Source organism: Vibrio sp. EA2, from assembly GCF_033042495.1.
Taxonomy (GTDB): Bacteria; Pseudomonadota; Gammaproteobacteria; order Enterobacterales; family Vibrionaceae; genus Vibrio.
Genome location: NZ_JAWLID010000008.1, coordinates 165,456 through 191,192, shown reverse-complemented (window position 1 = coordinate 191,192; position 25,737 = coordinate 165,456). Strand labels below are relative to the sequence as shown.

Sequence of the window (25,737 nt, the reverse complement as noted above, 5' to 3'; positions counted from 1 at the left end):
CATCATCAACATGAAGAAAATTCATCATAAACGCATTCATCAGTGTCACTGGTTGGTTACGTAATTTGCACAAGTGATGTCACTCAAACCTACCTAAAATTCGTTTTCTTTGTTGGGTAGTAAAAGCCCTTGTTTATATTGAAGGCTGGAAAATTTGAAGGTCAACAAGAAGGGAGTTAGACATCGATTGGTACCACCCTTGTAGCTACCGTTATAAACGCCCTCACTGGAATCTAAAAACAATCGCTTTCGAGCTTATCCAGTAAATCTAGCCCTTCCTGATCATCGTGTTCCTCAAGAAAATCCCTGATGTAATAAACATTACTGTGCAGCAGATATTGTGCATCCACCCGATAGCCTGTTTTCTCAGTGACACGCTGTGCTTTTTCCTTAAACTGCAACCAAAAGGCATTTGCGTCACCTTTATTGATATGGAACAGAATGCGATTCAACATCTCTGCATTCTGTTCTTCATCACGATCCTGATACGTTGATTTTTCAAATAAGCTCGAAGTTCTAAATTCTACACCGGCCATAAAACTCTCCTTGTAAGTGCTGATTTATGACTTTCAGTGTATAAATTAGATTCACCAGCGTCTGTCAGGTAGCTGACATTTGGACAATTTTTTCAGTTGGCGAGTCTTTCAAGCTGTTTAGGCGAATGAACCAGTAATTTCCCACGCCCCGCTCTTTTTATCATGCCTTGCGCTTGCCACTCAGAAATTAAGCTTGATATTGTCTGGCGTGAAGTCCCAATCACCTGAGCCAATTGCTCCGTTGTCAACGGTAAGGTAATTAAGACCTCATTTTTGGCCATCTGTTCCTGCGGCATCTGACCCAGTAAAAATCCGGCAAACCGTGCTTTTACATCACGAAAAGCCAGATTTTCAATTGTGTCGAAACAACCGGATAGCGTGGTGGATAGCACCCGGGTCATTGCTCCCATCAGCTGTGGATGCTGATGCATTTGATGAGAGAACGTCTGCAAATCACAACTTTTCACTTCTGATTCTTCCATCGCCTCCACAAATGCGCGGGTATGGGTGCAGTAGATATCACCCCGGTTAAGAATTGCTAGGGTGAAAATTTTATCACCATAAGAAAGAAACACTTTTAAGCGTCCGCTGGATAGATAAAAAACACGGTTATCACCGTCCTGAGGATAACTGAGCAACTCACCACTTTTTAAATGTCGGGAGTGAAACCCATAGACGAGACTATTAATATCACCATCGACCTCTGTACTATGAGCCAAACATTTCATAGTTATCACCTCAACTATCATCTGAATACATATGTCATCTAATAACCGACGGTTAGAAACACTTATAGAGTGGACGACATTACGTAAACAAGTGACTCAGCAAAATCCAGGCCAAAGCTAATATATTGATTTATAAAGGCATGCGCACGGGTTGTCAGGTTTACGACACTTTATGCTTGTCTATTATTCGTTTTGCAACGGTTGTAATGAGTGAGTGCAAGATTAAAGAGCGATTCGTTCATTAAGAAATTCAAATGACAGGTAATAAATTACGTAATGAAGGTAGGAAAATTGAATTTAGAAGAGGATAAGGGGAAGGTACGAGTGCAAGTAATGCTAAGGCGATATGACGCAACAACTGCGTAGGTTGTGTCATCTATTTTATTCACAGAGGTGTCAGACAGTGTAATAACCACTACTCAAGGCGAATGGCTTCCACTACCCGACCCTCTGATATATTTGTTAACTGGATAACACCAGCTCTAAAATTTTCCGTTTTCAATAATTAAACTATCCTTTTGCATTTAAACTACGCACAAGTGATAGAGATCAGCCTTATCGCGGTAATTGCTGAGCGCCCCACCGAACGACATTTTCAATATCTGGTAACAAGATCCCTTTCTCTTCAATGCAGAACAAGAGCTTCGAAAACCGATCACGTTGTGTACTATCGACTCCTTGTAGCCACTCATCAATACTGCTTTTTACGCTATCCACATCTGCACTTGTACACTCAATACCAAGTTGGTTGAGATCAGTAATAAAGTCATCCATATCTACAAGATCTACGTGCATCATAACTACATTCTCCTACCAAGTAAGGGGGAATCCCTCCCCCAACGAGTCTAAAATAGACGATTCAAAAAATGGCTGTGATCTATTTCTCTTTCACACAGCCAAAAATGTTAGCTGCGTAGCAATTATGCTTTACGGTAAAGGTGGCTTTCTGATTGCAACCCTTTGTACAAGCTCCAGCACATCAATACCAGTACCAAGGTGAAAGGCAGACCAGTCGTTATCGCGCCAGCTTGCAATGCTGTTAATGCTTCTGAACCACCACCAAGGAGCAGTGCAATAGCGATAAAGCCTTCAACAATTGCCCAGAAGATACGTTGCCCAACTGGCACATCTTCTTTACCACCTGCGGTGATACTATCAATAACCAATGAGCCTGAGTCTGACGATGTCACAAAGAAAACCAGTACAAGCAAGATACCAACCACTGACAATAACGTGGAGAATGGCAAGTTTTCAAACATCTGGAACATTGCCAGAGACACATCACTGATACCATTTGCCAGCTCACCGACACCAGTTGTAGCCTGCTCCATCGCAGTGCCACCCATCACACTTAGCCAAACCATAGTGACTAAGGTTGGAATGAGTAATACAGCAGTTACAAACTCACGAACAGTACGTCCTTTTGATACGCGTGCGATAAACATACCGACGAATGGTGACCAAGATACCCACCAAGCCCAGTAGAATACCGTCCAGCCATGGAACCAGTCCGAATCTTCACGTCCAATCCAATTTGAAAGTGGCACGAAGTTATCAGCGTAGCCTAGCGCGATATCACCAAACGTAGAAAAAATAGAGAGAGTCGGTCCAATCACAACAAGAAGAGCAACTAAACCTGCCGCGATGAGCATGTTTATGTTACTCAATATCTTCACACCCCCATCCAGTCCTCGTGCAACTGAGATGACAGCGATACCCGTGACAACAGCCACAAAGGCAATTTGAGTAGTAATACCACTTGAGATACCGAACAGATGGCTGAGACCACCGGCAGCTTGTTGCGCGCCAAAGCCCAGAGACGTAGCAAGGCCAAAGATGGTAGCGAGAACGGCAAGAATGTCGATGAAGTTACCGATAGGCCCCCAGCAACGCTCACCAAGAATTGGGAAAAAAGCAGAACGGATAGTGAGTGGTAGGCCTTTGTTATGAGCAAAAAATGCTAAGGCTAAGCCAACGACGGCATAAATAGCCCAAGGGTGTAAACCCCAGTGGTAAATAGTCGCACTCAATGCCATTTTTCTGGCTTCTTCGGTACTTGCTTCCACATTCAGCGGCGTACCGTACCAATCGGTGTAGTAAGCAACAGGTTCAGCCACACTCCAGAACATTAGGCCTATACCCATGCCAGCGGCAAATAGCATACTAAACCATGAGAGTGTGGAAAATTCTGGTACCGCGTTTAACCCACCTAAGCGAATTTTACCCAGTGGTGAAACCAGCAGTATTAAACAGAACGCGACAAATAAGTTACATCCTACAATAAAGAACCAGTCAAAATTAGTAATTGACCAAGTTCGAGCCGCCATAAGTGCATCTTTTGCGCCTTCAGGAAAAATTAGCGTCAAAATGATGAACAATAAAATTAAACTGGCACTGATACCGAAAACTGGGTTGTGTATATCCATCCCCCAAATTTTGACGTTATCTTGCCCTGCACAGTAATCTGTCTCATATTTAGCAGTATGATCAGATTTAAATCTTCTTCGGCTACTCACTATGCTTTTCATGCGATCCCTCTTTAGTGATTAACATATATTTTTAGTGATTAACATATAAGTCGTTTCAGTAATTCCTTTCTCTGAATCGTTTTTTGTTGTTGGTTAATCACGTCAGGTAGCGAAATTTTCCGTAAATTGTCGGTACCATGAACGTGGATATATTCACGTATTGAACGTGGTTCAATACGTTGAATTCCTGACAAATAAAACAAATGTTTTTAGGGCGTGTTAACCGCTATGGTCAACACGCCCTATTTATTTACTTACCACCCCTTCTTCTAGAAGTAAGTCAAATACCACCTGAGCCATTTCGCTAACAGGTTGATCTTTAAGCACCTTACCACCAGTCGATTCTGCTTTTGCTGTCGCCGCTTTAAAGCGATCAGCTGCGCTTTTGGCTTTTACTACTTTCAAGCGTTTTGCTTTCGGCTTAGCGATGCTGACTTCCCAACTCATTCTTTCTTTGTCTAGCTGTTTACCGTCGACCTCTTCAGCGACGACTTCACATCGACGAGCTCGGCCAAAAGCACTTTGTCGTGGCTCTTGAGCGGCAAAATCGACACTAGCAACAAATGGAAGAGAAACATTAATCGCTCTGCGTTGTCCTCGTGGTAACGCTTGTAGCACTCGCGCTGTACCATTTTCGACAGACAGAATTTCCGCGACGCCCATAACAATCGGACAATCTAACGCTTGTGCCAAAAAGAAAGGTAACGTACCTGAAGATTCACCATTCTCGCTGCGCATACCGGTCAGTACGATATCGGGCATGTCATCCTTAAAGTACGAAGACAATGTGTTGACCGCATCGTCCTGTTCATCCTGCGACAAAACGCGAATTTGCGAAAGGCCCATCCCGCTGTAGTACGCCAGAGCAGGATCCTGAGGGTTGCCTGCGTGAAGTACCTCTAACTCACAACCCTCTAAGTTCATCGCCAGTTCCACGGCACGTGCATCGGTCGCTGAACGGCGCGCACGTCCTGTATCCGGATGCGCACCAATGGAGACTAGCGTACTGACACGTAGTGTATCGGTTTGATTATGCGGCATCCTTCAGCTCCTTTGATTGATGGAGTTGAATAAGAGTAATTAATTCTCTTAAAAACTCATTACTATCAGCTATCACACTCAAATCAGCGCGTTTGACCATGTCACAACCCGCATCCGTGTTGACTGCGATGACTTTCTCACAAGCACCAATACCTTGTAGGTGTTGGATAGCGCCTGAGATACCAACAGCAACGTAGACTCGAGCGGTCACCCAGCTACCGGTAGCACCAACCTGACGGTCACGAGGCATAAAGCCATCATCCACCGCTACGCGGCTCGCACCTTCGGTTGCCCCCAATACATTGGCCGCTTCGTGGAATTTATCCCAATCATGAATACCGTTACCTGCAGACAGAATAAACTCTGCCTCGGTAAGTGGTATTGCCTGAGGATCCACCGCGACTGGACCAAGATCTTCGATACGAGATTCAAGATTAAATGTACCTTCAAACTCAACCGACAACACTTCGTGTCTGGTTTCATCAATAGGAAGCGCACACTCTTCAGCCAATAGCAGCACTCGTGGCGTATCACGTTTGATGTCATGACGACCACCAGACGCTCTGCATACCGCTTGCTCACTGTCAACTTGCCATGCTTGGGTCGCAGGACGCTCACCAATGGCTGCCGATAGACGAGCACCAATCTCAAATCCACCCTGGATACTATCCGGGAATAGCCAGTGCTTCGGCGCATACTGCGCTTCAATACTCGCTAAAACTTCAGCTCGTTGCTCAGGACTGTAGTGATCAAACACTTCATCCGGGATAGCGATTAAACGGTCTACACCAGCAAGGTCAAACTGCTCTTCTTTGTGAGTCCCGAAGACAACGGCCATTACCGCGCCTTCGCCTTCAGACTGTTTCACAAGTTGATGAGCTTGACCTAAAACATCTTTGTCATGGCTGCTCAAACGACCACCCGGCATATCTGGCACAACCACAATGTAAAAGTCTGGTGACTCAACCTTGTGCAGTGGCAGTTCAACCGCTGCCTGACTACCTTGACGAGCACCCATCATCGAGGTTGCCGCATTATTGTTCAGACGGTCGATACGTTTAATGCCATTTGGCCCAATAAAGCCGACACGATGTGGGTAACGTCTGGTTAAGCCGTTTGGTCCAATCTCTTCAATTGGCTGTACCATCAGGCTTTCATGCTGTGGGTGTAGCCTATTGCGTCTAATCCACTCGACACGAGGGTCACGGCGTAAAATAAATTCTCCCATGATCTTCTCCTACACACCGACGGTTTCAGACTCTGGCGTCCATACGTCCACCTGGTCATCGTTAATCTCAATCAGCATGTCAGCCACAAGCTCAGCGATATCTTTCACCTCTGGTCTTGGTTCAACAACACCCTCAAGCATTGCAGTACATTGCTGACAACCTACCGCCACTAGATCTGCACCTGTTTCGCGAATATCGTCCATACGCATGTCTGCTATACGGCGTTCGCCAGGGATATCGGTAATAGGAGCCGCACCACCACCGCCACAACAACGTGAGCGGAAACCTGAGCGTTCCATTTCAGCGATTTCAACACCTAGCTGTTTGAGCACTGAACGTGGAGAATCATATTCACCGTTGTAACGCCCCAGGTAACAAGGGTCGTGGTACGTCACTTTACCAACATTCAATTGTTTCAGACCGATCAACCCTTTTTCAACTAACTGGTTGATAAAGGTGGTATGGTGCCAAACTTGGTAAGTCGGTTTTTCATTCTCAGGGTAGAAGTCCGGGTATTCGTTCTTCAAGCAGTGGAATGCATGCGGATCGGTTGTCACGATGCAGTCGAAATCGTACTTCATCAACGTTTGGATGTTACGTTTCGCTAAACGCTGATAAGTTACGTCGTCACCTAATCGGCGTGCAACGTCACCACAGTCCAGTTCTTCATCACCCAAGATAGCAACGTCAATCTTGGCTGCTTTGAGGATTTGCACCATTGACTTAAGAATACGCTGGCTACGCATATCAAATGCACCATCAGAAACCCAAAACAGAACGTCAGCACGTTTCACTTCTGACATCAGTTTAAGATCTTGGTCTGCAGCCCAGTTAGAACGTTTGTTCGGGTTATGACCATTCGGGTTGTCAGTGAAGATGATATTTTCCAGTACTTCCGCACCTTTGTTTGGTGTTTCGCCTTTTTCAAGTGTTAAGAAGCGGCGCATATCAACAATCGCATCGACGTGTTCGATCATCATCGGACACTCTTCTACACAAGCGCGGCAAGTCGTACATGACCATAGTGTTTCTGCGTTTAGAACACCACCAACGATTGGTTTGTGTGGGTCGCCTTTTGCACAACCGGTTTCTTTACCTGGATATGGGCTACCAGCGTACTTTTCATCCGTACCACCAGCTAGTCCCACAACCATGTCCTGGATAAGCTTCTTAGGGTTAAGAGGCTGACCCGCAGCAAATGCCGGACACACCGCTTCACAACGACCACATTGAACACAAGCATCAAAGCCTAACAGCTGATTCCATTTAAAATCGCTTGGGTTTTCAACGCCCAGTTTTTTAGCATCAAGATCTACTGGTTTTAAACCCGTCGAACGGCCGCCACCAAAACGCTCAGGGCGACGGTGAAATGCTAAGTGCAATGCACCAGCAAAGGCGTGCTTCATCGGTCCGCCCCAGCCCATACCAAGGAACATCTCACCGACACCCCATACGATAGCAGCCAGTAGGACAACCGCAGCAACCACGTTAAACACATCACCAACTAACTGAGTTGCTGGCAGTGTCACAAGGAAGAAACTTACCGAGAACATGATCAAGCTTTTCGGCAGTCTCATCCAAGGGCCTTTAGACAGGCGCGATGGCGGGTTTAGTCGACGTTTTGCGACAAACAATGCGCCGCAAAACATTAAACCAAGTGAACCAAGCAATACCCAAGATAAGATTTGCGGCTCTAGGTTAAACACGTGAACCGCGAAAATGAGCACAACGGAAAGGACGAAGCCACCAGCCGTTGCAACGTGCGTGTTAGACATCACTTTGTCGCGCGCTACTACGTGGTGCAAGTCCACGAGGTATCGACGCGGCATAGCCGCTAACCCTGCAAATAAGGCAACACTTTCAGCTTGCCCTCTCCGCCACATCATAATGCGGCGGAGCATCCCTATAACAGCCAGGGCTCCGGCTGTTATAAGTAAGATAGGAAGTAGTGACTCTAGGAACATAAGCCCCCCTTACAGATCTTTACATAGACGTAGTGCGTCGTAGAGTGCAGCGTGAGTATTACGTTGTGAAACACAGTCACCCAAACGCCATAGGATCATGCCGTCATTGTCTTGAGATAGGACTGGCTGCGCCTGTGATGCAAATAAGGTTTCAACGTCAATTTGACCTTTGTTTACTGACTCAGCTTTCAACTCGTAGTAAAGCTCTTCACTTGGACGAATACCGTTTTCTACCACTACCTGGTCAACAACGCGCTCTTCTTTCGCACCCGTGTATTCGTTCTCTAGGAGAGCGATCAGGTTGTCACCTTCACGGTACACTTTCAGCAGAGCAAGGTCTGAAGTCATGATAACTTCTTTCTCGTACAGACTACGGTAGTAAGTTGGGAAAGTCGTACCACCGATACCAACACCTGGTTTGATATCATCAGTAACCAGTTCAACTTGTGAGCCTTTAGAAGTCAGGTAATCTGCCGCCGACATACCCGAGAATTCACAGATAGTGTCGTAAACAAGAACATTCTTACCTGGTTCAACTGTGCCGTTGAGGATATCCCAAGAAGACACAACCAACCCTTCTTCTGCGCCCCAGTCAGGGTTCTGCTCGATGAATGGCGTACCACCAGTTGCAAGGATACAAACGTCAGGTTTAAGCTCACGAATCATGTCCGCGTTAGCGGCAGTCTCTAGGATAACTTCAACGCCAAGACGGTCTAGTTCCATTGCCAACCAACGTGTGATACCAGCCATCTGGTCACGTTGCGGAGCTTTCGCTGCGATGGTGATTTGTCCGCCTAGCTCGCTCGCTTTTTCAACCAGAGTGACCTTATGACCACGTTCTGCTGCAACTCGAGCAGCTTCCATACCACCAGGGCCACCACCAATCACAACAACTTTACGCACAGGTCCGGTTGTTTTTTCGATCAGGTGAGGCATACCCATGTGCTCACGGGATGTCGCTGCGTTTTGGATACACAATACATCCAGACCCATGTACTGACGGTCGATACAGTAGTTCGCACCAACACATTGGCGAATTTGGTCGGTTTGTCCCAGTTTGATTTTGGTGATCAAATGTGGATCCGCAATGTGCGCACGAGTCATACCAACAAAATCAACGTAACCCGCTTCAAGAATACGCTTAGCCTGATTTGGATCTTTGATGTTTTGCGCGTGGATAACCGGCACTGAAACCACTTCTTTAATACCAGCAGCCAAGTGAAGGAATGGCTCTGGCGGGTAGCTCATGTTAGGGATAACGTTTGCTAGGGTGTTGTGCGTATCACAACCAGAACCAACAACGCCGAAGTAATCGACCATCTTAGTTGCATCGTAGTACGCCGCGATTTCTTTCATGTCGTCATGGTTCAAACCATCAGGATGGAACTCATCACCCGTAATACGCATACCGACAACAAAGTCAGGACCAACCGCTTCACGTACCGCTTTTAGTACTTCCATACCAAAGCGCATGCGGTTTTCAAAGCTTCCACCCCATTGGTCAGTACGCTTGTTAACACGTGGAGACCAGAATTGGTCGATCATGTGCTGGTGAACGGCTGAAAGCTCAACGCCGTCCAGGCCACCTTCTTTAGCACGAACTGCCGCTTTCGCGAAGTCGTCGATGATGCGCCAGATTTCTTCTTCTTCGATCGTTTTACATGTTGCGCGGTGAACCGGCTCACGTACACCAGAAGGAGACATTAGGTTTGGCCAATGCTCACCATCCCAACGAGAACGACGACCCATGTGAGTAATCTGGATCATGATTTTGCCGCCATGCTTATGCACAGCATCGGCTAGATTCTGGAAATGAGGAATGATGCGATCGGTTGAAAGGTTAACTGAGCTCCACCAGCTTTGCGGGCTGTCAATTGAAACCACACTTGAACCGCCACAGATACACAGACCACAGCCACCTTTGGCTTTTTCTTCGTAGTATTTTACGTAGCGATCGGTCGTCATACCACCGTCTGTGGCATAAACTTCTGCGTGTGCAGTACTGACAACACGGTTACGAATGGTCGTTTTGTTAATTTTTAATGGTTGGAATAGAATATCGAACTGAGACATGATTTACCCCTGTACCAGCCTCGCTTGTGAACAAGCAAGGCTGTCTTCCTTGACTGACTTACAAATGGATGGATGTTGGTGTTTAGCCGATTGGTGTTACTTCGAAGACGCCGTAATCGCACCCTTCCTCAGCAGCACTTTGTGTTTGTACTGCTTTGGTTTTTACTGACAGACCTAGGCTCTCAGCAATTTGGTCGACTGCGCCAGCGAACCAGCCTGTAAACATGTAATCCACTTTGCGGTTAACTTTTCCGTACTGGTATACGAAACATGAATTTTCCAAGCGAACTCGCGCTTCACCTTTCTCAATATCAAGGTGCTCAGTGACAAAGAAACCCCAGCCACGTTGAGATAAGCGCTTCATGTAGTGTTCAAAAACGGCATCGCCGGAAAGACCGTGTTCTTCGGCTTCTTTTTCACACCAGTAGTAAGCAGACTTGTAGCCAGCTTTGTACAGAATGTCTGCGTAACGCTCCGCACCGATCTCTTCTTCAATACCCATATGGTTATTTACAAAAAAGTGACGCGGTACATACAACATTGGTAAGGCATCCGTTGTCCAAACCCCTGTTTCGTCATCGACCAAGATTGGCATTTCAGGTGCGTGTGTACTCATATCGTATTCTTCCTTTTATACAATTAACTAACTCGTTATATATTTATATTTTTATGTGTGACGCTGCGGTTATTCACCCCAGACTTCGCCTAATACGCGTAGCCAGTTTTCGCCCATGATTTTACGGACTTGAGTTTCAGTGAAACCGTGGCGCAACAACGCTTCTGTTAAATTCGGAAACTCACCTAAAGTACGAATGCCTTCAGGGTTAATGATTTCACCAAAGTTGGTTAGTCGACGCGCATAACCTTTATCGTGTGTTAGCCACTCGAAAAACGGCTGACCATGACCTTGTGTGAAGTCTGTGCCGATACCAATTTGGTCTTCACCGACTAAGTTGAAGATGTAAGCGATCGCTTCAACGTAGTCATCAATCGTTGAATGAATGCCGTTTTTAAGAAAAGGTGCGAACATTGTTACACCAACAAAACCACCATGGTCTGCGATAAATTTCAGATCTTCATCGGATTTATTACGTGGGTGATCTTTTAAGCCGCTAGGCAAACAGTGTGAGTAACAAACCGGTTTTTCAGAAGCCAGGATCACTTCTTTAGAAGTCTTAGCGCCCACGTGTGATAAGTCACACATAACGCCAACTTTATTCATTTCCGCGACAATCTCATGGCCGAAACCAGATAAGCCACCATCGCGCTCATAACAACCGGTACCAACTAGGTTTTGAGTGTTGTAACACATCTGAACAACGCCAACGCCAAGGTCTTTGAAAACTTGCACATAGCCAAGCTGGTCTTCAAATGCATGCGCATTTTGAAAGCCCATCATGACGCCAGTTTTACCCTGCTGCTTCGCTTTGCGGATGTCGTCAGTCGTGCGAACTTTAAGCACCAAATCATTGTTTTCTTCAAGAAGGTTATTCATTTCAACGATATTGTTTACCGTATTCTGAAAGCCTTCCCAAACTGAAACTGTACAGTTTGCAGCAGTGATGCCGCCTTTACGCATGTCTTCAAAAAGTGCTCGATCCCACTTAGCGATAACCAGGCCATCAATCACTATCGAATCATCATGCAAGTCCGTTGCGTTCATTTTTATACCTATTCTTCCCTTTCCTCGTTAGTGTCCAGAATAGGTATTACGGCCGATTAAAAGTGTTCTAAAAACGGCATTCCAAATACCTTTTGCGTAACGTTAAACGACAAAACGCAAACCAAAAAAAACCGCCATCCTGTTGGATGGCGGTCTTTTTTAAAACTAAACGGATTAGATCGAAATGGAGCCGTAAGTCGGTTCATGCTGCGCTTCGAATAACACTTTCGATGAACGCAGTGGCGTCGTATTAAACTGCATTAAATCAACGATGGTATCATTGTCTAACGCCGGAGGAGCGACACTCACATTTGCCACCGCTGCGGAATGGGTTCCTAACCTTTCTGCTTTCGGTGAAATACCAATGTGTACACGGTAACACTTACTAAAGTGCGGTGAAGAGACAAAACCACATGCCGTCGCGATTTCGATAATCGACATCGATGTTTGTCGTAACAACTGTCGCGCACGGTTTAATCTTAGCTTGAGGTAGTATTTTGATGGCGAGCATTGCAAATACTTCTGGAACAGACGCTCTAACTGACGACGAGATAACCCTACGTAAACGGCTAATTCATCGAGTTCAATCGTCTCTTCGATATTCGCTTCCATTAAAATAATAGCTTCAACTAGCTTCGGCTGAGCCGTGCCAATCGTATGCTTAAGTGGAATACGCTGCGTATCACTTTCGCCACGAATATTGTCACAAATGAACATTTCAGAAATGCTTGAGCCAAGCTCTCGACCATAGTCCTTCTGAATCATAGTAATCATCATGTCTAACGGTACTGAGCCACCACTGCAAGTCATTCGATCACGGTCAATAACAAACAAGTGGTTGAGGCAATTAACACGAGGATGACGCTCCTGAAGCGTAGCAAGACACTCCCAGTGTACACTGCACTGGTATCCGTCAAGTAGCCCCGCTTCTGCTAACACATAAGCCCCTGTACATACACCACCTAGACCAACATGTTTGCGAGCTAAAGACTGCAACCAAGTCACTTGTTTGCGCGTAAAACTGCGTGTGATATTCACACCACCCACTACAATCAATGTATCTAATTGGGGGGCATCTGCCATTGAGCAATCTGGCTTGATGGTAATACCGTCGCTTGCTTCAACGTAATCACCATCTTCTGATATCACATACCAATCATACAGTTCTTTTCCTGTCAGTTGGTTTGCCATGCGCATCGGTTCCACCGCTGATGAAAACGCGAGCATAGTAAAATTATCTAACAACAAAAAACCAATACGGTTTACTTCCTTGTTCGACGAGCCATCGAACTGATTTATTGAGACTGACATAGCGCACTCCAATGTAAAGGAGATTTATTATTAACCGGTAGTGCTAGCTATTTTTTGTTTTGGCTTAGCACACCGAATCGAGCACTTTTGTCTAAGCAATAACTATGCCTGTGTACTTAAACACAGCGCATATTCTTGCAACATCAAGTTTAAAACTACAAGCATCAATATATCCACTTGAATAATTAGCTTATTTTTTTGGTAAGCCGAAGCATCTTTTTGTCTCCGTTACACCCTCAGGATGCTTCTCACCAACTGACTACAAGCTTACGCACCAAAACGATGCAAAATTAAACAAACAATTAAAAATATTGATCCAATAAAAACCATACAATTTAAAGGCTTAGAGCAATTATTCGGTTCCATTTAAAACAATGATAAATCTAGAAAAATCCGTAAATGTATTGGCACAACAGCACGGTAAACTAATTGTTTTAAACGTTACACGCTCGTAACATATCAGATAATAAAATGGTAATTCAGTGAATCGGCACACATAAATAGCCATCATAACAAAAATATTTCTTGCATCACGGGATATAACTCTATCGAGCACATAAACAAAGAAGCCAACATCTGTGATCAAGCGATGTTGGCTTCTTTTAGGGGGTGTTTCACTGGTTCGTAACCTCGATATTGTTAAAGTTCGGTGTTATCAACGTCACCTCAATATCTTGGCTTACGTAATGTGGAATGACTTGTTCTTTAAGCTAAGTGTTCCTTAAAGAAGCCTTCCATTTTGTCGAACGGAATGACGTCCATCTGATCGTAAAGATCGGTATGGGTTGCGTCAGGAATGATCATCAACTCCTTCGGCTCGGCAGCGGCTTCATAAGCGGTTTCACTGAAGTAACGTGAGTGTGCTTTTTCACCATGAATAAGCAGAACAGGGCGTGGGGATATTTCTGCAATGTACGTTAAGATCGGCAGGTTCATAAACGACAGTGGCGTTGTGATTGTCCAAGACGCGTTTGAGTTAATTGCACTTGGATGGAAACCACGTTGCGGATCCTTGTAGTAAGCCGCATATTCGACAACAAATTGTGGTTCACCACCCTCTAACTCAAGTGAGACAGGACCATAAGCAGGCTTACCATTTTCTGCATCTTTCCAACGTTGTTGACCTAATTGCTCAAGGCCCTGCGTACGTTGTTCAAGTGTGACACTGTCGTTGTAGCCTTTAGACATAACACGTGTCATATCGTACATAGTGCTGGCAACAACCGCTTTAACACGTTTGTCAATTGCGACGGCACTTAATGCCATGCCGCCCCAACCACAAATGCCGATGACACCAATACGTTCACGATCAACATTTTCCAGCAAACCGATAAAGTCGACTGCAGCACTGAAATCTTCGGTATTGATATCCGGAGAAGCAACATTACGTGGCTCACCACCGCTCTCACCTGTGTATGACGGATCAAATGCTAGCGTAATGAATCCACGCTCTGCCATTGTTTGTGCATACAAACCAGATGCCTGCTCTTTTACTGCACCAAATGGTCCGCTAAGAACGATCGCAGCTAACTTGCCAGTACTTTCTTTTGGCTGATACAGATCAGCGGCAAGTGTAATACCGTAACGGTTTTTGAACGTCACTTTTTTATGATCAACCTTGTCGCTTTTGGCGAACGTTTTATCCCAGCTATCACCTAGTTCTAATGTCGTGCTTGCCATAGCCTGGCCTCCTGAAAGCGCACCAACGCCTAAAGCAACCGCGCCTGCGCCTGCCATTTTCATTGCATTTCGGCGACTAGCGTCTGGTAAATCCTCACGGAGGATATTGTCGTTGGTATCGTTGTGTTTGTTCATCTAGTTTCTCCTAGTAAGCCTGATAAGCTTGTCATCTCAGTTGTGGTAATTACTTAAATTAGCCATCCCCAACCTGAGACAACATGACTAGCTTAAGAACGTACATCGTTTAAGAGCGTCCTCCTCCTAACGACGTTTCTGCTATTTATAATGCGACAAGTCACCAATTTACCGTTATCCGAATACTACGAATTCCTTGCACAATCTTCCAAGTTAATAGCCATAACTCAGGTGAACAGCTGTATTCCGCTATCAAAATCCACAATTTTACCAAGAAAAACAAGACACTAACCGTTGATATGTAAAGAGATATTTCAACATGTGAAAACAGTAATCACTCAGTATCACATCCGTCATCATGACATTGTCCATTGCCTGATTTTATTCTTAGGCTTTTTCTAGCAGTAGAAAACAAACAAGCCTAGTCAAACATTGACTAGGCTTGTTCAGAATGAAATGACAATTGTGTTGGTATTATAAAGCCTTCATATATAGCTCAATCACCTGTTCTTTGGTCATCGGGCTAGGGTTACCACCAGCACATGGATCGGCTAATGCGTCATCGACCCAACTCAAGATATCCTCTTCAGTAACACCCAGTTCACCAAAACCAGCCGGAATGCCTACTCGACGGTTCAGCACATGAAGTGCGTCAATTGCAGCCAAACTTGCCTGTTCCGCTGTCATGTCAGAGGTATCTACGCCCAGGACTTCAGCAACCTTGGCAAACTTTTCTACACGGTGTGGACGGTTAAATTCACTCACGATAGGTAACAAGATTGCGTTACATACGCCGTGAGGCAAATCTTTGTGTGCACCAGCAGGGTGAGCCATGGCGTGAACCATACCCAAGCCTGCACTGTTGAAAGAAAGACCAGCAATAAACTGACCATAAGCCATCATTTCACGTGCATTGATATCGGTGCCATCATCCACCGCTGCTGGAAGGCTCTCTGCAATAGTTTGTATCGCTTCCAGAGAAATGTAATCGGTGAGTTTATGTGCACCAACAGAGACGTATGACTCCAGTGCGTGAGTCAACGCATCAATACCAGTCGCAGCTGTCGTGGATTTAGGAATACCCAACATAACACTGGCGTCATTGACTGAAATTTCTGGAATAATTTTATCTGAGATAATGACGTGTTTTACATGCGTTGCTGTGTCCGTAATAACCGCGTTACTGGTGACTTCTGCAGCCGTACCCGCAGTGGTATTAATCGCGTAAAGCGGAGCACCCAAGCGCTCTACTTTCTCGACACCGTTATAAGCGGCGATTGGTCCTGGGTTTGCGGATAGGATCTTGATCGCTTTTGCCGTATCAATCGAACTGCCACCACCAAAACCGATAATGTATTGCGCACCAGAAGTCACATACATGTCATACGCATTTTTCACTGTGTCGGTATCCGGGTTCGGTCTTACATCTTTGAACAAAGTAAGATCTAACGAACTTGAAAGTAGTTTGTCAGCAAACCCCAACTCAACAAGCATTGGGTCACAGATAAGTAAGCCTTTTTCCGCGCCGTGTTCAGTCGCTAATCGCTCGACTAAAGCTTCAATTGCACCTACACCAGAGTAGTTGATTTTAGGAAACGCCAGTTTAAATACACTCATCGTCTTTATCCTTATAAGTTAAAATCTTGTTTAAGATGGTCAGGTTTTCTTTGGACTCACCTTTAGGTTCTGAGCGAGGCACATTCCAGGTAGCTGCTTGTATTGACTACCTCGGTATAACCAAAAGCACTAAGAACCTGTGTTATGTTCGTTATGCAAATAAGGAAGAAGTAAACTGTGCAAGCAGCAGCGACCTTTAGGAGCACGTAACTTTTGCCTGCACAATCTGCGGGGATGTTAACCATTACACCGGACACTCGTTGGCCTAATTGGTTCTAACCTTCAATTCGATTTACCCATTTGCTTTATAAGGTTATTAAAGCGTTTTTTTACTCCAAAAAACTTTGCTTTTTTGCCTACTATCCCTTCAGAAAGGAGATTTTTTTAAGGTTAGAGAGCCGAAGTTCACAAATTGAGAGATACTATTCTGTCGTACCAATTGACACTTCAGTGTTTTAACGGGCACAACGATTAGGCATTTTCTGGCAAGATTTGCGGAAGATCGGGCAACAGCATATCGACACATCCCCCTTACAATTAACCTGATGGTCAGACTGACCGCCACTCTATTATCTCGTCATACGACATTGGCTTAGATGATCTAAGTTGTCGAAAGGATATTCCCGTGCAAAAAAACGTTAATCGATTTTCTTTTGTGGGAGCTTCACTGTCTCTGATGGTGACCTATGTCACTTCCGCAGTTCCCATCCCGCTTTATGGTGCTTACCAGCTTCAAGACAATGTGAGCTATCTTGAGCTGTCGTTAAGCTCAGTGGTCTACTTTATCGGTGCAGTAACTGCGCTGGTGCTATTTGGTCGCTTATCTAACCATTGGGGACGAAAGACCGTTTCCGTTATCTCGTTATTACTGGCAGCACTATCCGTAGTTGTATTCGTCAATGTACATAGTGCAGCACCACTTATTTTGGGACGCTTATTGCAAGGCCTTGCTTGTGGATTAGCGTCGACAGCCCTGGCTTCGTGGCTGGTTGATCACGCCCCTTCCGTTCCGTCATGGATTCCTCCGGCCGTAATCAGTTGCGGGCCAATGACCGGCCTTACCTTTGGTGGTGTCGGCTCGGGCTTTTTGATCGAGTATGCGCCTTACCCGCGTTTATTACCTTTCGGTATCGCTTTCTGTTTAATTGCGTGCTGCATGGTGTTGGTGATCAAAAGTCAGGAAACAATGAAACGCAAGCCAGGTGCTCTGTCGTCACTAAAACCAAATTTCACACTGCCGCCTTCTGCTAAAAAAGCGTTTCCGTTGGCCGCGTGCACCTTTGTCTGTACCTGGGCATTGGGTGGATTCTTTCAGGCCTTTGGCCCCGCAATGGCGCATGAACAATTGCATTCTCAGAGTGCGGTAGCAGCAGCATTGGTTTTCGCTTCGATTATGGCACCAAGTTCTATTGGCGCTTCTATTGCTGGCCGGATGACACCATCAAAAGCTCAGTTTGCGGGTATGCTTTCATTTACCGTGTTTGTGGGAGGCATCTTGCTGGCTCTGCAACAAGGAATTTTGAGTGCCTTCCTGGCTGCCAGTATTTGTGCGGGTATCGCTCAGGGTCTGGTGTTAACCGGGAGTATCGGGACAATGGTTTCTGGACTATTACCACACGAACGGGCAAATGTCTTTTCCGTGATTTACGCAACGTCTTATATTGGTGCCGCACTACCGACACTTATTTCGGGTCAGCTTTCAGATCAATTTACTCTGCTACAGATAGCCTGCGGCTACGGCGTCTTGGCTCTATTTGGCTCAGTCGTCCTATTATTTAGCCGTATGACGAGTAACCAAAAAGAAACGGCAGGTGAAACATCTTAAAAATAGTTTCTTAACCTACCTTTAAGATAAAAAAAGCGAGCGGAAAAACCGCTCGCTTTTTCGTATTCATCATTGCGCAGCAGATTACTGGATGTACGCACCACCACATACTGGGTTATAGGTTCCTGTAATGTGGGAACTCGCTTCACTCGCAAGATAACGCACTGTGTTGGCCACATCTTCAGGTGTCGCTACGCGTTGTGTTGGAGTAAATGAGCGGATCATCTCTTTGAATTCGGCTGGCGCATCTTTCGTTGCGTCTGTTTCAACTAGGCCTGGAGCCACAATGTTCGATGTGATACCCAGTGGACCAAGCTCTTGAGCCAGATATTTATTAAAGCTATCTAGCGCGCCTTTCGCTGTACCGTGAGCGATAAAGTTCGGGGCAGGAACTTCTGATAAGGTACTAGAAATAAAGACTAAACGACCAAACTGCTTTTCTTTCATACTTTTCGCTGCCAGCTGAGCTGTCTGATAGGCCGCGTGCATTTCATCATTCAGTTTTTGTGCAAACTCATCCCAGCTCTGCTCGATAAATGGCTTAGCGGTAAAGTTCATGTTGGCATTGGAAACTAAGACATCAACACCACCATGCTCTTCCACTTTTGCAAACATCGCTTCGATCTTTGCATCATCACGCACATCAGCTTGAATCGTGTATGCCTCGCCACCCTTACTACGGATCTCTTCAGCTAATTGCTCTGCAACGGCTGAGCTATTCACATAGTTAATGAATACACGATAGCCATCTTCCGCCAACGCTTTTGCTGTTGCTGCGCCAATACCACGCGCACCACCTGTCACTAATGCATTACGTTTTGTCATGTTGATTCCTTTTGAAATTACTTATTTGTGAAGTTGCTTGGTAATGACAGCGTTTTGTGGCTGTCTCACATTACTTTTATCGATCTAAGTAAGCTTTCAGCGATTCAGCTGTCTTAAACTGGTAATCACTGTCGATAAATTTTGTTTCGTTTTTTGAAGGTCCGCATCTTCAATACCCTGTTGAGCATCCTGTAAAACACTCGTTGCGATCGCTTCACACTGTTCAACAACACCAAGCGATTTCTCCGTCAGAATAACGATCTTACTGCGACTATCATGAGGAGAGCGCTGACGCTCAATCCATCCACGTTTCTCAAGTCCATCAATAGAACGACTGACGCTGGATTTCTCAAGGTACAAAAGCTCGCTGATCTGACTTTGAGTCATCGGTTCACTGTTTTTCAGCACCAGAATCACTCCCCACTGCTCCGCGGTCATATCGATGCCGGCTTGCTTAAAGCGCATCGTCAATAAACGGTTAAAAAGGCGACTGGCTAGGCCGGTCAAATGTCCTAGTGACTGCTGATGACTGTAGTTGCTCACTTTTGATCTCTGTCGTTGTGTCTATATTGGTTGTATACACAACTATGTAGTCAGTTGTCAATGATTAGCATTTAGTTCTTGGTAGTCTGGGACGAATAACCCGAATCCAGTTTTTAGATTCGGGCTACGTTAACTATTAATCAATAGAGATATTTAAAGATTGTCTGATGTAGGTGCCCGCACCAAGCAGCCCAGGATCGGAATGAGTGATCAAGAATACAGGGATAGATTGAAGGTACTCTTTAAAACGGCCTTTATCTTCAAAAGCCACTCGAAAGCCAGACTTGATGAATAGGTCTTGAACTTTAGGAACAATACCACCAGCAATATACACACCACCAAATGAACCATTGGTCAGAGCAAGATTACCGCCAAAACGCCCCATCAAAATGCAAAACAGATAGAGTGCGCGCTCACAATCCTTGCATTCAGATTTAAGTGCTTTCTCTGTAATCTTTGCCGGAGTGTAATCTTCAGGCTCGGCACCACGGTGTGACACAACAAAGTCGTATATGTTTCGGATACCTTGGCCAGACAAACAGCGTTCCGCAGACACACGACCGAACTTGTTACGTAGGTAAACGATCAAATCGTCTTCTTCTGGAGTACAAGCAGCCAAGTCAACATGTCCACCTTCTCCCGGTACACTGTGCCAAAGGTTTCCACCATGGATTAACTGAGCAACACCAAGCCCCGTCCCCGCTCCGTAAACCGCAATTGGTTTATTTGCGATTGGCTCGCCACCACCAATTTGAACTCTGTCCTCAGGTTTTAAACTTGGAATAGCAAAGGAAACCGCTGTGAAATCGTTAATGACTTCTAAAACCTGAAGGTTGAGTTGGGATTTTAGTTCCTGAATCGAGAACTCCCAATGATGGTTAGTCATGGACACCCAATCCCCGGTTACGGGACAAGCAATTGCTATACAGGCCGATGAAATTTGGGAGTCATGACGCTCAAGGTATTTGCGAATCACGATTTCCAGCGTTTCATATTCGGCAGCAGGGTAAGTCACGATATCGCTGATCGCCCCTGTCGCTAACTCACAAAGTGCTAAACGAGCGTTGGTCCCCCCGATATCCCCAACCAAGGCATACTGTTCCGACATTACTTCTCCTTAATAATACTCAAAAACAATCACGTGTATTTATTGGCGATAAACGCACTCATAACACAAAAATGTAACGACATGAAACGTTACATACAAAACGTAAGTTCGTCAACGCTCAACAATCCGGAATCGTGAGCGTTGCGACGTAATAATTGCAATTAAATATAGCAGAGGGAAGCAGGTAGGTTAGGCTGAATGTCTTACCATCAGAGAATGGTGGATGATTTTCGATGTTGCAGTATTGCCTTCAATACGTTGAGTCAGCATTTTCATTGCCGCCTGACCCATTTCGAATGTTGGCTGCTGGATCGTGGTGAGTGATGGCTCAAACATATCTGAAATTGGAATATCATCGAAACCAACCACAGCAACATCTTGAGGAACCGCTTTACCCATTCGGAACAGCGCTTTCATAACGCCAATCGCCAGCATATCTGAAACGGCAAAAATAGCGGTTGGTGGTGATGGTAACGTCAACAGGCGTCGTGCCGCTAACTCACCCAGAGGATAATCAATGCCGCCCATCGACTGAACGTAACCGTCTTCGATGGTTAATCCTGATGATTCTATGGCACTGATAAAGCCTTCTCGACGCTGTTGAGCGTAGATATAACGTTCATCAGAGTTCACTAACGCAATGCGTTTATGCCCTTTAGATACAAGGTATAAAACCGCATCTTCAGCCGCTTGTTTATGGTCAATACTCACGTAAGCAACCTGCGAATCTGGAACATATTCCGAGCAAGCAACCCAAGGCAAGTGAACAATACGCTCAGGTAACTCTAACTGCGCAGTCATTGGATCTAGGCTAATAACGCCAGCAACTTGCTTCTGCTCCAACATGTCCAGATACTTAAGTTCTTCCCATCCATCCCCTTCGGTATTGGTCAGAATGACGGAAAAGTTGTGCTCTCTAGCAGCAGCTTCAATGCCATTTACGATACCGCTATAAAAAGGGTTCTCAATGTTAGGCACAAGTACCATCACGAGTTTTGTCCCGTTTAATTTCATAACAGGATTACTCTCCGGTAACTGGTAGCCCAAAGCTTCAATGGCTTGTTTTACCTTTTCACGGGTGTGTGGACGAATCGACTGGCTGTCATTAAGTACCCTCGAAACCGTTGCTGTGGATACACCAGCATATTTAGCCACATCAGCGACAGATGGACGCATAGATTTTCATACCTATATAAAACGCAATGAAACAAATGTAACACGTAATGCTTTCTCACTCTATGTTTTCGAGTGAATACCCCACCGTGATCTAACTCTCAAAGTACTTTTAGTTTGTGATTCAAGACATAAAAACAAGCAGAAAATTCAGGAATTATTTAGCCAACAATCCATTTTGATATAGCTTTATGTAATGAAATGTAATGTTACACAACGAAACACAAGCGGAGCGTAGAATGAGTAAATCAAGTATTAATGCAGTCATCGTAGGGACAGGAATGATTGCCCATGTGCATTTCCGATCTCTAAAAACTGCAGGAGTGAACGTACTTGGATTAGTAGATGCCAACCCAGAACAAGCTCAAGCGGTCGCAGAGAAATGGGGCGTGATGGTATTCGACGACTTAGAGCAAGCGTTACAAAGTGAACAAGTAGACGTACTGCACATCTGCACTCCAAACCGTTTCCATCACCCAATGGCTAAACAAGCACTTGAGGCAGGAAAACATGTTATTTGTGAAAAGCCATTAGCCACTAATTTAGAAGACGCCATTGAGCTTCAACAGTTGGCGCAAGAGAAAGATCTAATCACAGGTGTGCCATTCGTTTACCGCTACCATCCGATGGTGCGTGAAGCTAAAGCGCGCATTGCAAGCGGTGAAATTGGCCTACTTCACTTAATTCACGGCAGCTACCTGCAAGATTGGTTACTTGAACAAACAGATAACAACTGGCGTGTTGACCCGAAACAAGGCGGTGCATCACGCGCATTTGCCGATATCGGTAGCCACTGGTGTGACTTAGTAGAATGGGTAACGGGTGAGCGATTCACAGATTTAACTAGCCATTTCCATACTGCGCAGAAAGAGCGTTCAACCAACGCAACTGAGACGTTCAGCGAGCGTACTGAAACTGAAGGAGCAAGTGAGAGTGCAGCAGTAACCACTGAAGACATCGCTAACTTACTTTTAATTACCGATAAAAGCACACCGGCAACACTAACAGTTAGCCAGGTCTCTGCAGGTCGTAAAAACCGCCTTTGGTTTGAAATTGATGGCAGTAATGCCAGCCTTGAATTTGACCAGGAAACGCCTGAGCAACTATGGGTTGGTCGACGTGACTCGCGCACTTTGCTGGTTCGCGATCCGACCCAAGGCAGTGCTGAACAAAAACGCTTGTCATTGACCCCTGCTGGTCATGCACAAGGCTACAGCCACTGTTTCGACGCATTCATCAGCGATTTCTATGACACCTTACTCGGCCAAAAGCCTGAAGGTTTACCGACTTTTGATGACGGTCTTCGTGCCGCCAAACTTATCGATGCCGCTCTGACTTCAAGCAAAGAAAGACGCTGGGTGACTATCGACTAAAAGTAATACCAATATGTGAAACACCCCTACTTCAATAAATGGATAATATTATGAAAAACAACAATTTTATTGTTCCTCGCTTGCGCGCCATGATGTTTTTGCAATTCTTCATCTGGGGGGCGTGGTACACCTCTATCGCGGTCTACATGTCTCAGGTAGGCATGAGTGACCTGACTCACTGGCCGTACACGGTTAACCCGCTGGCGGCGGTTATTGCACCATTTTTCATTGGTCTGATTGCTGATAAATATTTCGCCACGCAAAAAGTTTTAGGCACGCTACACCTTTTAGGCGCCGCGTTTTTATTCGCAGCCCCTCAAACCATTGAGAATCCAACCCTGTTTATAGTGGTACTGTTGGCTTATAACTTGGCTTATATGCCGACATTAGGCTTGTCTAACTCTTTGGCATTTAGAAACATCGAAGACCAGGAGAAGCAATTCCCGACGATCCGTGTGTTCGGTACCATTGGTTGGATCATTGCAGGTCTGTTTATCAGCTTTGGATTAAGCGGTGTGTTCGGCGTAGCCGCAGAGCAAACAGCAATGCCACTTTACACAGCAGCAACGGCAAGTGTGATCCTTGGTATCTTTAGCTTCATGCTACCTGACACACAACCTGCAGCAAAAGGAACAAAAACGTCATTCAGCGAAATTGCCGGCATCAACGTATTTAAACAGCTAGCAAGCCCAGCATTCTTTGTCTTCATGCTGGCTTCGTTCCTAATTTGTATCCCACTGGCAGCGTACTACAACTTTACTCAGCTTTTCCTAAGTTCTATGGACATGGCGAATATCGCTGGTATTCAAACACTAGGTCAGGTTTCTGAACTTGGATTTATGCTACTGATGCCATTCTTCTTCCGTCGTCTGGGCGTGAAATGGATGCTGGTTGTTGGTATGGGTGCTTGGGTTCTTCGCTATGCATTATTCGCGATCAGCGCTCCTGACTCAGTGGTTTGGATGATCATGGCAGGTATCGCTCTACACGGTGTATGTTACGACTTCTTCTTTGTTACAGGCCAAATCTACATTGATAAACAATGTAACGATAGCAACCGCGGCCAGGCGCAAGGTCTACTTGTTTTGGTGACTTACGGTGTCGGTATGCTGGTTGGCGCGCAAATCGCCGGCATGGTTTACAACGAATTCTTACAAGGCGCAAATCAGTTAACACCTGATAACTGGGCAAGCTTCTGGTGGATTCCAGCAATGTTCGCGGCTGGCGTAGCACTGCTATTCATCCTGTTCTTCAAAGAGAAGCGCTCGACTTCAACGCAAACTGCAAACGCCTAATTTAAATTTTAAGGTAATTGATTATGCAACAAATTAAAGGTCCTGCTATTTTCCTCGCGCAGTTCATTTCTGATCAGGCACCATTCAACACACTTGAAGGGCTGGCAAAATGGGCTGCAGACAAGGGCTATAAGGCGCTGCAAATGCCAACGCTGAATCCTGAGATCTTCGATCTGGAAAAAGCGGCAACAGATAAAGACTACTGTAAGCAAATTGAACTGACTCTTGCTGAGTTTGGTCTGCAAATCAGTGAACTTTCTACTCACATTCAAGGTCAGCTTCTGGCAGTTCATCCTGCCTATGAGCCCTTGATGGACCAGTTCGCTCCAGAGTCGGTGCGTGGTGATGCTACGGCTCGCTCTGAGTGGGCAACGCAACAACTCATGTTGGCAGCTCAAGCTTCTGCCAACCTTGGTCTGACCGCGCATGCGACGTTTTCTGGTTCGCTACTGTGGCCATACGTTTACCCATGGCCACAGCGTCCACAAGGCTTGGTTGAAGAAGGATTTGCGGAGCTAGCAGCACGCTGGCTTCCAATTCTGGATGCATTTGACGCGGCTGGTGTTGATGTCTGTTATGAGCTCCATCCGGGTGAAGATCTGTTCGATGGCACCAGTTTCGAGCGTTTCCTAGAGAGCGTTAACTACCATCCGCGCGCCAACATTCTGTACGACCCAAGCCATATGCTACTGCAAGGCATGGACTACTTAGGCTTCATCGATCATTACCATGAGCGTATCAAAGCCTTCCATGTTAAAGATGCCGAATTCCGCGCCAGTGCTTCGCAAGGCGTTTATGGCGGCTACGCAAGCTGGGTTGATCGTGCAGGACGATTCCGCTCATTGGGCGATGGTCAGATCGACTTCGTGCAAATCTTCAGCAAGCTGACCCAATATGGATTTTCTGGTTGGGCGGTACTGGAATGGGAATGCTGCCTTAAAGACTCGGAACAAGGTGCAGCTGAGGGTGCTCCTTTTATCCAGCAGCACTTAATTAATCGTACCGAAAAAGCGTTTGATGACTTCGCGTCGGGTACACAAGAAAAAAATCTAAACCGCAGCCTGATGGGCTTAGACAAGGAAGACTGAAT

Annotated in this window: 21 protein-coding genes; 4 read left to right on the top strand and 17 right to left on the bottom strand. The window is 45.5% G+C overall.

Annotation, left to right across the window (positions count from 1 at the left end; all coding sequences use genetic code 11):
• Positions 1-233: 233 nt before the first annotated feature.
• The 13 genes from cowN to RXX31_RS16830 form a co-directional block, all read right to left on the bottom strand.
• Positions 234-536, bottom strand: a complete 303-nt coding sequence (gene cowN / locus RXX31_RS16890) for a N(2)-fixation sustaining protein CowN (protein ID WP_317590793.1) — start codon at positions 534-536, stop codon at positions 234-236.
• A gap of 92 nt (positions 537-628) precedes the next feature.
• Positions 629-1,264: a Crp/Fnr family transcriptional regulator gene (locus tag RXX31_RS16885; protein WP_317590792.1), complete on the bottom strand. Its 636-nt coding sequence runs from the start codon at positions 1,262-1,264 to the stop codon at positions 629-631.
• A 555-nt stretch (positions 1,265-1,819) separates the two neighbouring features.
• Positions 1,820-2,062, bottom strand: a complete 243-nt coding sequence (locus RXX31_RS16880) for a hypothetical protein (protein WP_317590790.1) — start codon at positions 2,060-2,062, stop codon at positions 1,820-1,822.
• Positions 2,063-2,184: 122 nt separating this feature from the next.
• Positions 2,185-3,792 (bottom strand): BCCT family transporter, encoded by a 1,608-nt coding sequence (locus tag RXX31_RS16875; protein WP_317590788.1) that lies wholly within the window; start codon positions 3,790-3,792, stop codon positions 2,185-2,187.
• A 246-nt stretch (positions 3,793-4,038) separates the two neighbouring features.
• Positions 4,039-4,833: an electron transfer flavoprotein subunit beta gene (locus RXX31_RS16870; protein ID WP_317590786.1), complete on the bottom strand. Its 795-nt coding sequence runs from the start codon at positions 4,831-4,833 to the stop codon at positions 4,039-4,041.
• On the bottom strand, positions 4,823-6,061 hold the full coding sequence (locus RXX31_RS16865) for an electron transfer flavoprotein subunit alpha/FixB family protein (protein WP_317590785.1): 1,239 nt from the start codon (positions 6,059-6,061) through the stop codon (positions 4,823-4,825). Before RXX31_RS16865 ends, RXX31_RS16870 begins: the two co-directional genes overlap by 11 nt.
• Before the next feature lie 9 nt (positions 6,062-6,070).
• On the bottom strand, positions 6,071-8,026 hold the full coding sequence (locus tag RXX31_RS16860; protein WP_317590784.1) for a (Fe-S)-binding protein: 1,956 nt from the start codon (positions 8,024-8,026) through the stop codon (positions 6,071-6,073).
• Positions 8,027-8,035: 9 nt separating this feature from the next.
• On the bottom strand, positions 8,036-10,099 hold the full coding sequence (dgcA, locus tag RXX31_RS16855; protein ID WP_317590783.1) for a dimethylglycine demethylation protein DgcA: 2,064 nt from the start codon (positions 10,097-10,099) through the stop codon (positions 8,036-8,038).
• 82 nt (positions 10,100-10,181) lie between these two features.
• A complete protein-coding gene (locus RXX31_RS16850) occupies positions 10,182-10,715 on the bottom strand; it encodes a DUF5943 domain-containing protein (RefSeq protein ID WP_317590782.1) in 534 nt (177 codons plus the stop codon).
• 69 nt (positions 10,716-10,784) lie between these two features.
• A complete protein-coding gene (locus tag RXX31_RS16845) occupies positions 10,785-11,762 on the bottom strand; it encodes a dipeptidase (protein WP_317590781.1) in 978 nt (325 codons plus the stop codon).
• A 174-nt stretch (positions 11,763-11,936) separates the two neighbouring features.
• Positions 11,937-13,073 (bottom strand): GlxA family transcriptional regulator, encoded by a 1,137-nt coding sequence (locus RXX31_RS16840; RefSeq protein ID WP_317590779.1) that lies wholly within the window; start codon positions 13,071-13,073, stop codon positions 11,937-11,939.
• A 705-nt stretch (positions 13,074-13,778) separates the two neighbouring features.
• Positions 13,779-14,888: an alpha/beta fold hydrolase gene (locus RXX31_RS16835; RefSeq protein WP_317590778.1), complete on the bottom strand. Its 1,110-nt coding sequence runs from the start codon at positions 14,886-14,888 to the stop codon at positions 13,779-13,781.
• A 474-nt stretch (positions 14,889-15,362) separates the two neighbouring features.
• The gene (locus RXX31_RS16830) at positions 15,363-16,505 is read right to left on the bottom strand and encodes an iron-containing alcohol dehydrogenase (RefSeq protein ID WP_317590777.1); all 1,143 of its coding nucleotides are present in this window, start codon (positions 16,503-16,505) and stop codon (positions 15,363-15,365) included.
• A gap of 625 nt (positions 16,506-17,130) precedes the next feature.
• Here RXX31_RS16830 and RXX31_RS16825 point away from each other — a divergent pair.
• Complete coding sequence (locus RXX31_RS16825) at positions 17,131-18,330, top strand: MFS transporter (protein ID WP_317590776.1); 1,200 nt, start codon at positions 17,131-17,133, stop codon at positions 18,328-18,330.
• Positions 18,331-18,414: 84 nt separating this feature from the next.
• On the opposite strand, the gene RXX31_RS16820 is transcribed toward RXX31_RS16825, so the two are convergent.
• From RXX31_RS16820 to RXX31_RS16805, 4 genes are all read right to left on the bottom strand, one after another.
• Entirely contained in the window at positions 18,415-19,155 is a 741-nt protein-coding gene (locus RXX31_RS16820; protein WP_317590775.1) for an SDR family NAD(P)-dependent oxidoreductase, read from the bottom strand.
• 96 nt (positions 19,156-19,251) lie between these two features.
• Complete coding sequence (locus tag RXX31_RS16815) at positions 19,252-19,698, bottom strand: MarR family transcriptional regulator (RefSeq protein WP_317590774.1); 447 nt, start codon at positions 19,696-19,698, stop codon at positions 19,252-19,254.
• A 136-nt stretch (positions 19,699-19,834) separates the two neighbouring features.
• Positions 19,835-20,806, bottom strand: a complete 972-nt coding sequence (glk, locus tag RXX31_RS16810; protein WP_317590773.1) for a glucokinase — start codon at positions 20,804-20,806, stop codon at positions 19,835-19,837.
• A gap of 189 nt (positions 20,807-20,995) precedes the next feature.
• A complete protein-coding gene (locus tag RXX31_RS16805; RefSeq protein WP_317590771.1) occupies positions 20,996-21,982 on the bottom strand; it encodes a LacI family DNA-binding transcriptional regulator in 987 nt (328 codons plus the stop codon).
• 236 nt (positions 21,983-22,218) lie between these two features.
• Between RXX31_RS16805 and RXX31_RS16800 the strand changes: the two genes are divergently transcribed.
• From RXX31_RS16800 to RXX31_RS16790, 3 genes are read left to right on the top strand one after another with little or no spacing between them, the layout of a single operon-like run.
• Positions 22,219-23,352 (top strand): Gfo/Idh/MocA family oxidoreductase, encoded by a 1,134-nt coding sequence (locus RXX31_RS16800; protein ID WP_317590769.1) that lies wholly within the window; start codon positions 22,219-22,221, stop codon positions 23,350-23,352.
• Positions 23,353-23,402: 50 nt separating this feature from the next.
• Positions 23,403-24,647: an MFS transporter gene (locus RXX31_RS16795; RefSeq protein WP_317590768.1), complete on the top strand. Its 1,245-nt coding sequence runs from the start codon at positions 23,403-23,405 to the stop codon at positions 24,645-24,647.
• Positions 24,648-24,670: 23 nt separating this feature from the next.
• A complete protein-coding gene (locus tag RXX31_RS16790; protein WP_317590766.1) occupies positions 24,671-25,735 on the top strand; it encodes a sugar phosphate isomerase/epimerase in 1,065 nt (354 codons plus the stop codon).
• The last annotated feature ends 2 nt before the right edge of the window (positions 25,736-25,737 follow it).